This window comes from Neisseria canis (genome assembly GCF_900636765.1).
Classification (GTDB): domain Bacteria; phylum Pseudomonadota; class Gammaproteobacteria; order Burkholderiales; family Neisseriaceae; genus Neisseria; species Neisseria canis.
In genome coordinates this window covers 66537-79530 of record NZ_LR134313.1, presented here as the reverse complement: position 1 = coordinate 79530, position 12994 = coordinate 66537, and the positions used below count along the sequence as shown (strand labels likewise).

The following is a 12994-nucleotide window of genomic DNA, read 5'->3' as shown; positions in this document are numbered from 1 at the left end:
ATAGTTAATCAACTTAACTTTTACTACGGCGTTGCTGCGCCTTGCCGTACTATCTGTACTGTCTTCGGCTTGCTGCCTTGTATTAAAAATTAATTTGATTAACTATAGTATCTTGAGCTTCAGTAACTTTAGGAGATACACGGGTAAGCCCGAGTATGACGGTGTTGTTATGTAAGTAGGTTGGCTATATTGAATTAAATGCCTGTCTGAAACATACGGATGGTTTTCAGACAGGCTTATCCGGCATTATGGCGGCGGTCAGTTTAATAAAGTTTGCCCGGCGGCCATGCGTTCCCATTCGAGGCGGTAGGCGACCAGCTCTTCATAGTCGGGGATGTCCAGCGTGATGCCGCGTTTTTGGGCGTTGTCCATCAAATCGCCGAGAAGCTCGATGGGCTCGATTTCCAATCCGTACAAACCGGCGTCGAATTCTATGCCGGCCAAGCATTGGTCTTCATCCATATTAATCAGCCAAGTGCTCATGAATTCGGCCAGAGACACGGCTTCAATCTGATAAATGCTCCATTCTTCGCTTTGGCAGGCGCGCGCCGCTTCGGCTGAGGACCAATAGCATAAAACGGCTACCGGTTCGCCGTCGGCACCGTTGTATTCTGTGGAAGGGCATTCGGCCACGCCGTTTTCGTCGGCAAGCGTGTAAACGGTTTGGGTGTCGAGCAAAGTGTCGATAAAACGCTGGTATTCGGAATCTTCAAATGCGGTGTACATAGCGGAACCTTTATTCTTCGGCTTTGTCGGCTGAACCGTCTGCGCTGCTGCCATCCGACATCACGGCTTTGATTTCCTGATACAGGGCGCGGAAATTTTTCGGCGGCTTGCCCAGCTCTTGTTCTTTGCGTGTGTTGCGGATTAAGGTGCGCAAGGCGCCGGTATCGGCATGCGGGTAGTCGGCTACAAATGCGGTAAGCGCGTCGTCATTCGCCAAAAGCCGCGCGCGCATTTGCTCGATGCGCTGCAAAAAGGCATTGTGTGCGGTGTTTTCGCCTTTGAGCTTGGCGAGAAATTCGCGTATCGGAGCGGGATCGGTTTCGCGCATCAGGCGGCCGATGTATTGGGTTTGGCGTTTGAGCGCGCCGTTGGAAGTGATTTTTTTGTATTCGCGCACCGCTTCATACAAATCTTCGGGCAGGTCGATTTTTTTCAGGGTTTCGGCGGAAAGGCGGGTTAATTCCATGCCCAAATCCTGCAATTCGTCCATGCGCTTTTTCATTTGCGTTTTGCTGATGCGCTCTTCTTGCTGCTCACTCATGTTTCATACTCGATTTAAGGATTTCCGCATTCTAACATAGCCATAGCCGATTTCTTCAACGGCTGCTACCGAAAAAGGTTAAAATACCTTTAGTTTTCAAACAGGAAAAAATATGTTTCACCACACTTCAGAGGATTTGGGCAACCTGTGCGCACAGGTGTTGGATTTGGGCAAACAAAAAGGGGCTACGGCTGCCGAGGCGGATTTGAGCGAATCGCAGGGGCAGAGTGTGCAGGTGCGTTTGCGCCAAACCGAGCAGATTGAATACCAACAAGATAAATCGCTTGATCTCACGGTGTATGTGGGGCAGCGCAAGGGCCGCGCCAGCACCGCCGATTTTTCGCGGGCGGCTTTGGAAGAAACCGTGCAGTCTGCCGTTGATATTGCTAAATACACGGCAGAAGACGATTGCGCGGGCTTGGCCGATGCGGAGCTGATGGCTACGCAGTTCGGCGATCTCGACAAATATCATGAGTGGGACTTGAGCAGCGCAGACGCAGCGGCGCTGGCTTTGCGTTGCGAGGAAGCGGCTCTGGATGCCGACGGGCGCATTCAGAATTCGGAAGGCGCTTCGGTTCAGACTTATCATTATCAGTTTGTTTACGGCAACACACATGGCTTTTTGCAGCACCAGCGGGGCACGAGGCACAGCATTTCGTGCAGCGTGGTGGCGGAGGATGAGTCCGGTATGCAGCGCGATTATTGGTATGATATGGCGCGAGCGGCTTCGGGCTTGGAAAGTGCCGAAGCCATCGGCAAAACCGCCGCGGAACGCGCGGTGCGCCGCTTGGGGGCGAGAAGTGTACCTACCGGCAACTATCCCGTGCTGTTTGATACAACCGTTGCCGCCGGCCTAATCGGGCATTTGGTAGGCGGTTTGAGCGGCGGTGCACTTTACCGCCAAAGCAGCTTTTTGACCGACAGCTTAGGCAAGCGGATTTTTTCCGACTTCATCAATCTGCGCGAAGAGCCGCACATTCCGCAGGCGTGGAGCAGCACTTATTTCGATGCAGACGGCGTGGCGACCCGGCCGCGTTTCGTGGTTGAGCAAGGTGTGGTGCAGGGCTATTTTCTCAACAGTTACAGCGCGCGCAAGTTGGGCATGCAAACCACGGGCAATGCCGGCGGCGCGCACAATCTGATTCTTGCGCCTACCCATGCCGGACAGGCGGCGCTGTTGAAAGAAATGGGCACGGGGCTGCTGGTTACCGAGTTGATGGGGCAGGGCGTGAATATGCTGACCGGCGATTATTCGCGCGGTGCGGCAGGCTTTTGGGTGGAAAACGGCGTGATTGTTTATCCCGTGGAAGAAATCACCATCGCCTCGCGCTTGCAGGATATGTTTATGAACATCGCCGGCGTGGCGGATGACGCACTGCGCCGCTCCAACCATAAAGTCGGCTCGCTGTTGGTTTCGGAAATGACGGTGGCGGGGGCGTGAATCCCTTCATGCTTGAAAAGCCGGATGCCTGTCTGAAAACTGTTTCAGACAGGCATTGTCAGCTTTTCAAGCACCTGCCATTCGGTTTGCGGAAAATGCGTGCGGATATAGTTTTGTAAAAAGCGCTCGGTTTCGGCGTTGATGGCCGGGTCGTATTCGGGGTAGCGGTTATAGATTATCCGATGCAGGGGCAGGTTGCGTTGGGCGACGGCGTGTATGCTGAGCAGGGTGTGGTTGATGCTGCCCAGCTTGCCCGATGTAACCAGAATGATGGGGTAGCGGTGTTGGGCGGCGTAGTCGAGGATGGTGGCATCGCGGGTAAGCGGCACCATCAGGCCGCCAGCGCCTTCCAGTAATACGGTGTCATAGTGCTGCAACAAGGTGGCGGTGGCTTGCAGGATGCGGTCGGGGTCTATCACCGTGTTTTCCCGTTCGGCAGCCATATGCGGCGAGCATGGGTAGGGGAACACATAGGGCGCGGTGGTGCCGTTTAAATCGTGTTCGGTCAGAGGCACGCCCTGCAATTTCCGGTGGGTAAGAATGTCTTGGGCGATGCCGGTATTGCCTGTCTGAACCATTTTTTGCGTGATTACGGAAAGGCCTTGTGCGGCAAGCTCTTGGGCGTAGCGGGCGGTGGCAACGGTTTTTCCGATGTCGGTATCGATGCCGCTGATAAGGAAAATGCGTTGGGTCATGGTGTGTTAAGCGGTTTTTGCGCCATAATGTAAAGCGGCGTGTAGGTGAGCGGGTAGCGGCCGTCGGTTGCGTAGCGGTTGCGGTATAGTTCGGCAAAATGTTGCATGCGGGATTTTGTCCACATTTGTTTTTGCGTCGCGGTTACGCCGGTGTTTTTCAAATGCTGCAACACGGCCAGAGGGCTGTCGAAGTATAAAGTAAGGCTTTCGGATTCGGTATGGCAAACGTGAAAACCGCAGTCCAGCAGCAGCTGGCGCCATTCCTGTTCGGTTGGGTAATCCAAACCCGCTCCGGTCAGAGATTTGATTTGAAAAAGGTTTTCGGGTGTGAACGTACTGAAGGCGAGTATGCCGCCGGTGTTCAGACAGGCATTGAGTTTGCGCACCAAAGCAGCGGGATCGGCAAGCCATTGGAAAGTGGAAGAAGAGGTAATTAAATCATATTGCGTGTTTAAAGCCAGCGTTTCGATATCGCCGCCTAAAAAACGGTGGGCGCTTACCCACGCTTCGCACGCCGTAGATAGATCGTTGACATGCCATTCTCGCACGGGCAGGCTGCTTTGCAGCAAGCGGGAATAAATACCCGAACCGCAACCGATTTCCAGCGCGCACGCCGCTTCGCCGGAGAACTGCTGCTTCAGCAGAGCAAGCAGCTTCCCGGCGATTTGGGTTTGTGCCGGTGCGTTTTGCGCGTAAGAGGGCAGCGCGCGGGTAAAGCGGCGGGCGATATCTGTTTTACAGAGCATGGCAAAGAATACGCAAAAATCAGGGATTGTAGCAGATTTGTATTTGTCGTAAGCCCGGGGCTTGGTAGAATTAGGAAAGCCGGCTTCAGACAGGCATTTCCATCGCCGCTTCAGGCGGATTTTCAGTTACAATCAAGCCCATGAACACATCAAAAAAAAATCTATTTCTGATCGGCCTGATGGGTGCGGGCAAAACCACAATAGGCAGGCGGCTATCCCAAGAATTAGGGCAGCCTTTTTACGATAGCGACCATGTTATCTGTGAAAAAACCGGTGTGTCGATTCCCACTATTTTCGAGTTGGAAGGAGAAGAAGGGTTCCGCACAAGAGAAGCTTGTGTCATTAACGAATTAACCGGCAAAAAAGGTATTATTCTGGCTACCGGCGGCGGCGCGGTGCTGCGTGAGGAAAACCGCCGCTGCCTGCAAGAGCGCGGATTGGTTGTTTATCTGCATGCCAGCCCGGAAGTTTTGCTCAAGCGCACCCGTTGCGATAAAAACCGCCCGCTGCTGCAAGTGGACAATCCCCTGGAAAAGCTGCAGGAGCTTTACGAAGCCCGTGATCCCGTTTACCGCGAAGCCGCAGCGGCTGTGGTGGAGGCCGGCGAAGGAAGTTGCCGCAAAACCATTGAAACCATATTGAACCTGATTCAAGAGTAACCCTAAATGCAAACACTCACAGTCAACACCCCGTCGCACAGTTATCCCATCTTTATAGGCAAAGATCTGTTAAGCCAAAGCCAGATAGAAATATTGCGCCCTTATATCAAGCAAAAAGCCGCGGTTGTTACCAATGAAACCATTGCGCCGCTTTATTTGGAAGTCATGCAAAAAGGTTTGGATAGTTTGGGTGTGGATCACTTTCCCATCATCCTGCCGGACGGTGAAGAACATAAAAACTGGCAGACGCTCAACCTGATTTTCGATGGTTTGCTCCAAAACAGGGCAGAGCGGCAAACCACGTTAATCGCATTGGGCGGAGGAGTAATCGGCGATATGGTCGGTTTTGCCGCTGCGGTGTACCAACGTGGCGCACCTTTTATCCAAGTGCCCACCACTTTGCTGAGCCAGGTGGATTCTTCAGTAGGTGGAAAAACGGCGGTTAATCACCCGTTGGGCAAAAATATGATCGGCGCATTTTACCAGCCGCAAGCCGTATTGGCCGATTTATCTACTTTGGCTACGTTACCGCCGCGCGAATTTTCTGCGGGCATGGCCGAAGTGATTAAGTATGCTTTGCTGGGAGATGCCGATTTTCTTGTTTGGCTGGAAAACAATATCCACGATTTGATGGAGCAAAAAGAAGAGGCATTAAGTTATGCCGTTTACCATTGCTGCAAGATGAAAGCCCAAATCGTGGCGGCTGACGAAAAAGAGCAAGGTATACGCGCATGGCTTAATCTCGGCCACACATTCGGCCACGCCATTGAAGCGGAAATGGGGTATGGAGTATGGCTGCACGGAGAGGCTGTTGCCGCGGGTACTGTGCTGGCATGCCGTTTGTCGCAGGAATTGGGCAAATTGAGCGGAGCCGACACTCAGCGTGTTATCCGTTTGCTTGCAAAGACCGGGCTGCCCACCGAGGCGCCGGAATTTGGTTTCGAGCGTTGGATCGAGCATATGCAGCACGATAAAAAAGTCAGCGGCGGAACCATGCGTTTTGTCAGTTTGAACCGATTGGGCGAGGCCTGTATTACTCCGATCAACGATATGGAAATCTTGCGCCGTGTGCTGGGCGGTTGATGCTGCTTGAAATCTGTGTAAATCCGACACTTACACATTTTGGCAAGCGGGAAAAATGAAACTGATACAACAAACACTTGCATTAAAACGCCAAACTATCCTAAAATTAGCGGTTTCCCATATATTCTATTTTTCTCCAAGGAATTTTTAAACATGGTAGTTATCCGTTTAGCCCGTGGCGGCTCTAAAAAACGCCCTTTTTACAGCATTATCGTAGCAGACAGCCGCAGCCGTCGCGACGGCCGTTTCATTGAGCGCGTTGGTTTCTACAATCCTGTTGCCAATGAAAAACAAGAGCGTGTTCGTTTGAATGCTGAGCGTTTGAACCACTGGGTAAGCCAAGGCGCGCAAGTGAGCGAAGCAGTAGCCAAACTGGTTAAAGAACAAAAAGCTGCCGCTTAAGTTCCAATAAAGCAAATACACCATGAACGACTCTCGGCAATGGATAGCTATGGGCTACATTAAAGGTGCGTTCGGTATTAAAGGCTGGGTTAAAGTGGCTGCAAATACCGAATATCCTGATAGCCTTTTGGATTATGCCGAGTGGCGCTTGGTTAAAGACGGTCAAATCAATAATGTTGCCGTAGAAAGCGGAAAGCTGGTCGGCGGCGAGCTTCAAGTGAAATTTGAAGGAGTTGACGACCGCGACATCGCACATGCTCTGCGCGGCTATACGATTGAAATTCCCCGCGAAGAATTTGCTCCGGTTGAAGAAGATGAATACTACTGGGCCGATTTGGTAGGTATGGAAGTATTCAACCGTGACGGCGTTTCGTTAGGCAAAGTCGAAAACCTGATGGAAACAGGTGCGCATGATGTTTTGATGGTTAACGGCAGTTACGGAAAGAAGCTGATACCGTTTGTGTCGCACTATATCGACCGCGTTGATTCCGAAACACAATCCATTACGGTAGATTGGGGCTTGGATTATTGATGAAAATCCAAGCCATTACCCTGTTTCCCGAGATGTTTGAGAGCATCACGCAATACGGCGTAACTTCCCGCGCCCTTAAGCAAGGATTGTGGCAGTTCGATAGCATTAACCCGCGCCGGTTTGCCGATAACAAACTGGGTTATATCGATGACCGCCCTTTTGGCGGCGGACCCGGAATGATTATGATGGCGCCGCCATTGCAGGCAGCTATTGATGCGGCAAAGGAAAATCTTTCCGGTAATCAGCCTGTTGTGATTTATTTAAGCCCGCAAGGTATGCCGCTGACACATCAAAAAGTGGCAGAATTCGCTCAGATGAGCGATTTGATTTTGCTTTGTGGGCGCTATGAAGGTGTAGATGAACGCATATTATCGACAAGCGTTGATCAAGAAATCAGTATAGGTGATTTTGTAGTGTCAGGCGGCGAGTTGCCGGCCATGATGCTGATGGACGCGGTGCTGCGCCTGATTCCCGGCGTGTTGGGCGACAGTCAGTCGGCAGAGCAGGATTCTTTTGCCGACGGTCTGTTGGATTGCCCGCACTACACACGCCCTTTAGAGTTTCGAGGTATGGATATTCCGGATGTGCTGCGTTCGGGAAACCATGGTTTGATAGCGAAGTGGCGGTTAAAACAATCGCTGCAACGCACTTTACTGCGCCGACCGGATTTGCTGGAAAAGCGCAATTTAATCCCAGAGGAAATCCGACTCTTACAGGAAATTGAAGAAGAGCAACGGAAAATCCAATCATAATTAAGGAAATGAAATGAACCTGATTGAACAATTAGAGCAAGAAGAAATTGCTCGTTTAAACAAAGATATCCCTGAATTTGCTCCGGGTGACACCGTTGTGGTATGGGCGCGCGTGGTAGAGGGTAACCGTACCCGTTTGCAAGCTTATGAAGGTGTGGTGATTTCACGCCGCAACCGTGGCTTAAACAGCAACTTTATCGTGCGTAAAATTTCCAGCGGTGAAGGTGTTGAGCGTACTTTCCCATTGTATTCTCCGCGTCTTGAGAAAATCGAAGTGAAACGCCGTGGTGATGTGCGCCGTGCCAAACTTTACTATCTGCGTGGCTTGACTGGTAAAGCTGCCCGTATTAAAGAAAAATTGCCTGCGCGTAAAGGCTAATACCGAATATATTTTCAGTTTCAAAGATAAAACTTCTCAAGCTAAACGGATTTATGGCCGGAGCTTGAGAAGTTTTTATTTGGGCTTTATTACTTGGGATTAGATATATGCCTGTCTGAAAAGTGTTTGTAAACTGTTTTTCAGACAGGCTTTGTTATATTGTGAATAAACTGTATTTTTGTGTTTCGTCATACTCGGGCTTGACCCGAGCATCTCCAAAAGTTAACAAAACTCAAGATACTCTGGTCAAGCCCGAATGTGGAAGGTATGCTGATTTTTAAACTTATTTGATATGGCTGTGTCGGTTACTCGATGATAAAACATTGCTGATATCTAGTGGCTTCAGTTATTATCAAGTTACTTCGGTATCGAATAAGGAATAAGTATGAATAATATTAAAGTGGCGGCCATTCAAATGGTTTCTTCTACACATCCGGATGAAAACCTTGAAACTATGAAAAATTTGGTGCGGAGCGCTGCCAAATTGCAAGCGGATTGGGTGTTGTTGCCGGAGTATTGGCCGCTCATGGGCAAACAGGATTCGGATAAGCTGGCTGTGGCGGAGCCTTTGGGCTGCGGGCCGTTTCAGCAGGCTTTGAGTGAGCTGGCGCATGAATGCGGTGTGGTTTTGTTCGGTGGAACGGTGCCTTTGAAAAGCAGAGAGCTGGATAAGGTTTTAAATACCATGCTGGTGTTTGATGCGGATGGCGAGCGCTTGAGCTGCTATGACAAAATGCATTTGTTCGGTTATTCGGGTTTGGGCGAACGTTATGCCGAAGCCGATACGATTTTGGCAGGTCAGTCGGTGCCCAGCTTGCGGGTTGATGGTTGGGGCGTGGCACAGGGCGTATGCTATGATGTCCGCTTTCCTGAGTTTTTTCGAGCGCAATTGCCTTTTGATGTGTTGATGCTGCCGGCTGCGTTTACTTATACGACCGGTTTGGCGCATTGGGAACTGTTGCTTCGCGCGCGTGCGGTGGAAAACCAGTGCTATGTTGTGGCGGCTGCACAAGGCGGCTTGCATGAGAGCGGCCGTAAAACGTTTGGGCATACGATGATTGTTGATCCGTGGGGCGAGGTACTGAATGTTTTGGGCGAAGGGGAGGGCATCGTAACGGCGGAGTTGGACGTGGGGCGGTTGAAAAGCGTCCGCGCAAGGCTGCCGGCCTTGTCGCATAAAATGCTTTGAGCAGCGTTGTTTCACGATAACAAATGCCTGTCTGAAATGTTTCAGACAGGCATTTGGTTTATGGGCTGGATAATGCAACCGGTATGCTCATGGGTGCTTGATGGCGGGTGTAATAAATAGAGAGGGAAGGTGATGTGGTGTGTTTCCGTATCCCACCGTAGCTGTCGGGACGGGCTGCTATGGCGGTCTAAAATGGAATTTAATGCAACTTGTCTTTGCTGTGTCGGTAACCGGTACAAATCCAAGCCAGCTTGGATGGCACGCAATAGCATTTGGGTGTCTTGCAGGCGGTTTTGATAGTCGGAGAAATCAACAAGGGTTGAGCCGAAGAACCGGCAGCCGAGTACATTGCTTTTGCATGACCAGCTGTGATAGCTGATTGCTTCTGGCATTGAGACAGGGCCGGTATCTTGTTTCGAGGCCTGCAAAGCAGATGAGCGGCAGAAAGGTGCGTAGGATGCGGCAAGGATGGCTTCATTGTGTTCCGTATCGCACACCGGCAGCGTCATGGCTTGGAGAGCCAACGGCCAAAAGGGTTCGTTATCGTCAAGCAGCAGAAACCATGAGTTTTCCGGTTTGGTAAGAAGCTCAAGGCGGATGTTGAAAGAGGAATTTGCTCCCATTTGTCGATTCAGGTTGCGGATCGAACGGAATTCTTTTTTTATTGAACCGCAAATGTTGTGTTCGTTTTGTGTGAACGGCATGAGCGCTTGAGTGCATGTTTCGGGCAGGTGCGTTGCCCATTCGGGCTTTTCCGAAAGCATGTGCGCAACCAAACGGGTGTTACCGGAAACTAAAACATCGCCCATCATGGCGTAGACGAGTTCTTGTTGCTTCTGGATCAGGGTTTTGCCTAATTTGATTTGGCGGCAGGCGCGTTGCAGGGCCTGTTTGGGTTGGTTGTCTGCCCATTCTACGGCAGCAGCGGCGCGCCCGTAGGAAAGTAGGTTGAGTTGGGGCAGGCGCTGTTTGAACGGGGGCAAACCATCGCCGGGCGGATGGTCGAGATACAGATTTTCATAATCTGCAAGCGCGTCGATATTGCGGATGAGGTCGCGGTATCGATAAAGAGCTTGCTTGTATTCGGGAAGCTTGGCTTTGATTTCAGACAGGCATTCGGATGCGTTAGGAGCGCAGCGCATTTCTTCATTTTGAGGCAGAGGCAGTGCCAATGCCTGTAATTCTTGCGGTATTTCAGCGTCGGTATTGTGCAGGGCTTCTTGGTATTTTTTCATTAAGCCGGTGCGTTCGGCTGCAGAGCCGGTTTGGTAGGGCAAGAGTCATAATGCGGCGTAGCCGTTATTCGGATGCTTGGATGGTTCCGTGTTTTCCGAAGCCAGAAGTTGCAGATCGGCTTGTGCGGCTCGGATCTCGCGGTGTTTGAGACAGGCGGGCAGCAGATAGAAAATGCCGGCAATAAGGGAAATAAGGGTAATGAGTATGCGGATTCGTTTCATGATGTGGAAATACAGTCAACCAATTTAACTTTTACTGCGGTGTTGTTGCAGTTTGGCTGACTGTGGATATAAATATTATGGGTATAAATGTTATAGACGGATTTTATCCGAAAGCCGGCGGTTTGCACGAATTGTAGACAAAGTGTGCGGTTTTTCGCCGCAGCGGATAGCCGGTAAGCTTTATTTGCTATTGCTGTATTGTGGCTTGGAACATGCCTGTCTGAAAATTTTCAGACAGGCATTGGTTTGGGTTCTGCATTGAATGAAAACGTGTTTTTTAGTACAATCGCGCATCTTTAATGTGATGCAGGTGCGGTGAATCCGCTGCCTGATTAAACTGTGAAACCTAATCATTCGACAGCCTTGCCGAATATTCCGGCCTTGTGCTCGTGCCGTGATTAGGTTTTTTCGCTAGACGCTGTTTTGAGAATAAAAAATGTCGAATATTCCTTCAGAAGTGCGCCGCCGCCGCACGTTTGCCATTATTTCCCACCCGGATGCGGGTAAAACCACCTTGACCGAAAAGCTGCTGCTGTTTTCAGGTGCCATTCAAAGCGCCGGCACGGTGAAAGGCAAGAAAACCGGCAAATTCGCCACTTCCGACTGGATGGAAATCGAGAAGCAGCGCGGCATTTCCGTTGCTTCTTCGGTGATGCAGTTCGAGTATAAAGGCCACACCGTCAACCTGCTCGACACCCCCGGCCACCAAGATTTCTCGGAAGACACTTACCGCGTGCTCACCGCCGTCGACAGCGCGTTGATGGTGATTGATGCGGCCAAAGGTGTAGAAGCGCAAACCATCAAGCTTTTGAACGTCTGCCGCCTGCGCAATACGCCGATTGTTACTTTCATGAACAAATACGACCGAGAAGTGCGCGATTCGCTTGAGCTTTTGGATGAAGTTGAGAGCATCCTGAAAATCTGCTGCGCGCCGGTAACCTGGCCGATAGGCATGGGTAAAAACTTCAAGGGTGTGTACCACATTCTGAATGACGAAGTATATTTGTTTGATGCGGGCGGGGAAAAGCTGCCGCATGAATTCGAGATTATCGAAGGCATTGATAATCCGCGCTTGGATGAGCTGTTTCCGCTGGAAATGGAAAACCTGCGTGCCGAGATCGAATTGGTTCAGGCCGCATCAAACGAATTTAACCTTGAAGAATTTTTGGCCGGCGAGTTGACCCCCGTGTTTTTCGGCTCGGCCATCAATAATTTCGGCATTCAGGAAATTCTTAACTCGCTGATCGATTGGGCTCCTGCACCGAAAGGCAGGGATGCTACTGTGCGCGTGGTTGAGCCGTCTGAAGAAAAGTTTTCCGGTTTCGTGTTTAAAATCCAAGCCAATATGGATCCGAAACACCGCGACCGTATTGCCTTTTTACGCGTGTGCTCCGGCAAATTCGAGCGCGGCATGAAAATGAAACATCTGCGTATCAACCGAGATATTGCCGCTTCCAGCGTGGTTACGTTTATGTCGCACGACCGAGAGCTGGTGGAAGAAGCTTACGCCGGCGACATCATCGGCATTCCCAACCACGGCAATATTCAAATCGGCGACAGCTTTTCCGAGGGTGAACAGTTGGCATTTACCGGTATTCCGTTTTTTGCGCCGGAGCTGTTTCGTAGCGTTCGGATTAAAAACCCTCTGAAAATCAAACAGCTGCAAAAAGGTTTGCAACAGCTTGGCGAAGAAGGTGCGGTGCAGGTGTTTAAACCGCATTCAGGCGGCGATTTGATTTTGGGCGCGGTGGGTGTGTTGCAGTTTGAAGTGGTTACATCGCGTTTGGCTGCCGAATACGGCGTGGAAGCGGTGTTTGATAATGTCGGCATTTGGTCGGCGCGCTGGGTGTCTTGCGAAGACAAGAAAAAGCTGGCGGAGTTTGAAAAAGCGAATGCCGTTAATTTGTCGATTGATGCAGGCGGTAATTTGGCTTACTTGGCGCCCAACCGTGTGAACCTGAATTTGACGCAGGAGCGCTGGCCGGATATCGTGTTTCATGAAACCCGCGAGCATGCGGTAAATTTGAATGAGTAAATAAGCTGTATGTAAAACACAATGCCTGTCTGAAACGGTTTTCAGACAGGCATTGTGTTTTATCTGCCGTATTTTGGCCTTCTGTTATTTGAACCTTTGGGTTAATACCGGTTGTGAAAAGTATTTGTCAAGCTATAAGGGACGTATAATCATAATTGTTGTGTAAAAGTTGAAAAAATCGGAATAATCGGTTTTTATTTGAGATAAACGTTTATTTATATGTTAAACAAATAAATTGGTTATAAATCATGGCGATATGGTTTCTTAAGTTTATAATCAAGAAAGTTGTTTGATTTGGTGCAATAAAAATATGAAAAAAAATATTGGAAAATACCGATTGTCTGTTTAGAATGCCAC

Annotated in this window: 15 protein-coding genes; 9 read left to right on the top strand and 6 right to left on the bottom strand. The window is 50.2% G+C overall.

Annotated features, from left to right (window positions below; all coding sequences use genetic code 11):
- Positions 1-258 precede the first annotated feature (258 nt).
- Positions 259-726, bottom strand: coding sequence for a DUF2750 domain-containing protein (locus EL143_RS00385; protein WP_085416784.1), 468 nt, complete (start codon positions 724-726; stop codon positions 259-261).
- Between the two features lie 10 nt (positions 727-736).
- Positions 737-1267 carry a ribosome biogenesis factor YjgA gene (gene yjgA / locus EL143_RS00380; RefSeq protein ID WP_085416786.1) on the bottom strand — a complete coding sequence of 177 codons (531 nt, stop codon included), beginning with the start codon at positions 1265-1267 and terminating at the stop codon, positions 737-739.
- Positions 1268-1379: 112 nt separating this feature from the next.
- Here yjgA and pmbA point away from each other — a divergent pair, with 112 nt between their 5' ends.
- Positions 1380-2708, top strand: a complete 1329-nt coding sequence (pmbA, locus tag EL143_RS00375; RefSeq protein ID WP_085416788.1) for a metalloprotease PmbA — start codon at positions 1380-1382, stop codon at positions 2706-2708.
- A gap of 44 nt (positions 2709-2752) precedes the next feature.
- On the opposite strand, the gene bioD is transcribed toward pmbA, so the two are convergent.
- Both bioD and bioC read right to left on the bottom strand, forming a co-directional pair.
- A complete protein-coding gene (gene bioD / locus EL143_RS00370; RefSeq protein ID WP_085416790.1) occupies positions 2753-3403 on the bottom strand; it encodes a dethiobiotin synthase in 651 nt (216 codons plus the stop codon).
- Positions 3400-4149, bottom strand: a complete 750-nt coding sequence (gene bioC / locus EL143_RS00365) for a malonyl-ACP O-methyltransferase BioC (protein WP_085416791.1) — start codon at positions 4147-4149, stop codon at positions 3400-3402. Before bioC ends, bioD begins: the two co-directional genes overlap by 4 nt.
- A 140-nt stretch (positions 4150-4289) precedes the next feature.
- Here bioC and EL143_RS00360 point away from each other — a divergent pair, with 140 nt between their 5' ends.
- From EL143_RS00360 to EL143_RS00330, 7 genes are all read left to right on the top strand, one after another.
- The gene (locus tag EL143_RS00360; RefSeq protein WP_009115962.1) at positions 4290-4808 is read left to right on the top strand and encodes a shikimate kinase; all 519 of its coding nucleotides are present in this window, start codon (positions 4290-4292) and stop codon (positions 4806-4808) included.
- Positions 4809-4814: 6 nt separating this feature from the next.
- Positions 4815-5891, top strand: a complete 1077-nt coding sequence (aroB, locus tag EL143_RS00355; protein WP_085416793.1) for a 3-dehydroquinate synthase — start codon at positions 4815-4817, stop codon at positions 5889-5891.
- Between the two features lie 153 nt (positions 5892-6044).
- Positions 6045-6293, top strand: coding sequence for a 30S ribosomal protein S16 (gene rpsP, locus EL143_RS00350; RefSeq protein WP_009115964.1), 249 nt, complete (start codon positions 6045-6047; stop codon positions 6291-6293).
- A gap of 22 nt (positions 6294-6315) precedes the next feature.
- On the top strand, positions 6316-6825 hold the full coding sequence (gene rimM, locus EL143_RS00345; protein WP_085416794.1) for a ribosome maturation factor RimM: 510 nt from the start codon (positions 6316-6318) through the stop codon (positions 6823-6825).
- Positions 6825-7577: a tRNA (guanosine(37)-N1)-methyltransferase TrmD gene (gene trmD, locus EL143_RS00340; RefSeq protein ID WP_085416795.1), complete on the top strand. Its 753-nt coding sequence runs from the start codon at positions 6825-6827 to the stop codon at positions 7575-7577. Before rimM ends, trmD begins: the two co-directional genes overlap by 1 nt.
- A gap of 13 nt (positions 7578-7590) precedes the next feature.
- A complete protein-coding gene (gene rplS, locus EL143_RS00335; RefSeq protein WP_009115967.1) occupies positions 7591-7956 on the top strand; it encodes a 50S ribosomal protein L19 in 366 nt (121 codons plus the stop codon).
- 385 nt (positions 7957-8341) lie between these two features.
- A complete protein-coding gene (locus EL143_RS00330) occupies positions 8342-9145 on the top strand; it encodes a carbon-nitrogen hydrolase family protein (protein ID WP_085416796.1) in 804 nt (267 codons plus the stop codon).
- 41 nt (positions 9146-9186) lie between these two features.
- Here the strand turns inward: EL143_RS00330 and EL143_RS00325 are convergent, their stop codons facing one another.
- The gene (locus EL143_RS00325) at positions 9187-10422 is read right to left on the bottom strand and encodes a hypothetical protein (RefSeq protein WP_085416798.1); all 1236 of its coding nucleotides are present in this window, start codon (positions 10420-10422) and stop codon (positions 9187-9189) included.
- A gap of 3 nt (positions 10423-10425) precedes the next feature.
- Positions 10426-10602: a hypothetical protein gene (locus EL143_RS12185; RefSeq protein ID WP_158087841.1), complete on the bottom strand. Its 177-nt coding sequence runs from the start codon at positions 10600-10602 to the stop codon at positions 10426-10428.
- Positions 10603-11038: 436 nt separating this feature from the next.
- On the opposite strand from EL143_RS12185, the gene EL143_RS00320 reads away from it, so the two are divergent.
- The gene (locus EL143_RS00320) at positions 11039-12637 is read left to right on the top strand and encodes a peptide chain release factor 3 (protein ID WP_085416802.1); all 1599 of its coding nucleotides are present in this window, start codon (positions 11039-11041) and stop codon (positions 12635-12637) included.
- Positions 12638-12994: the final 357 nt, after the last annotated feature.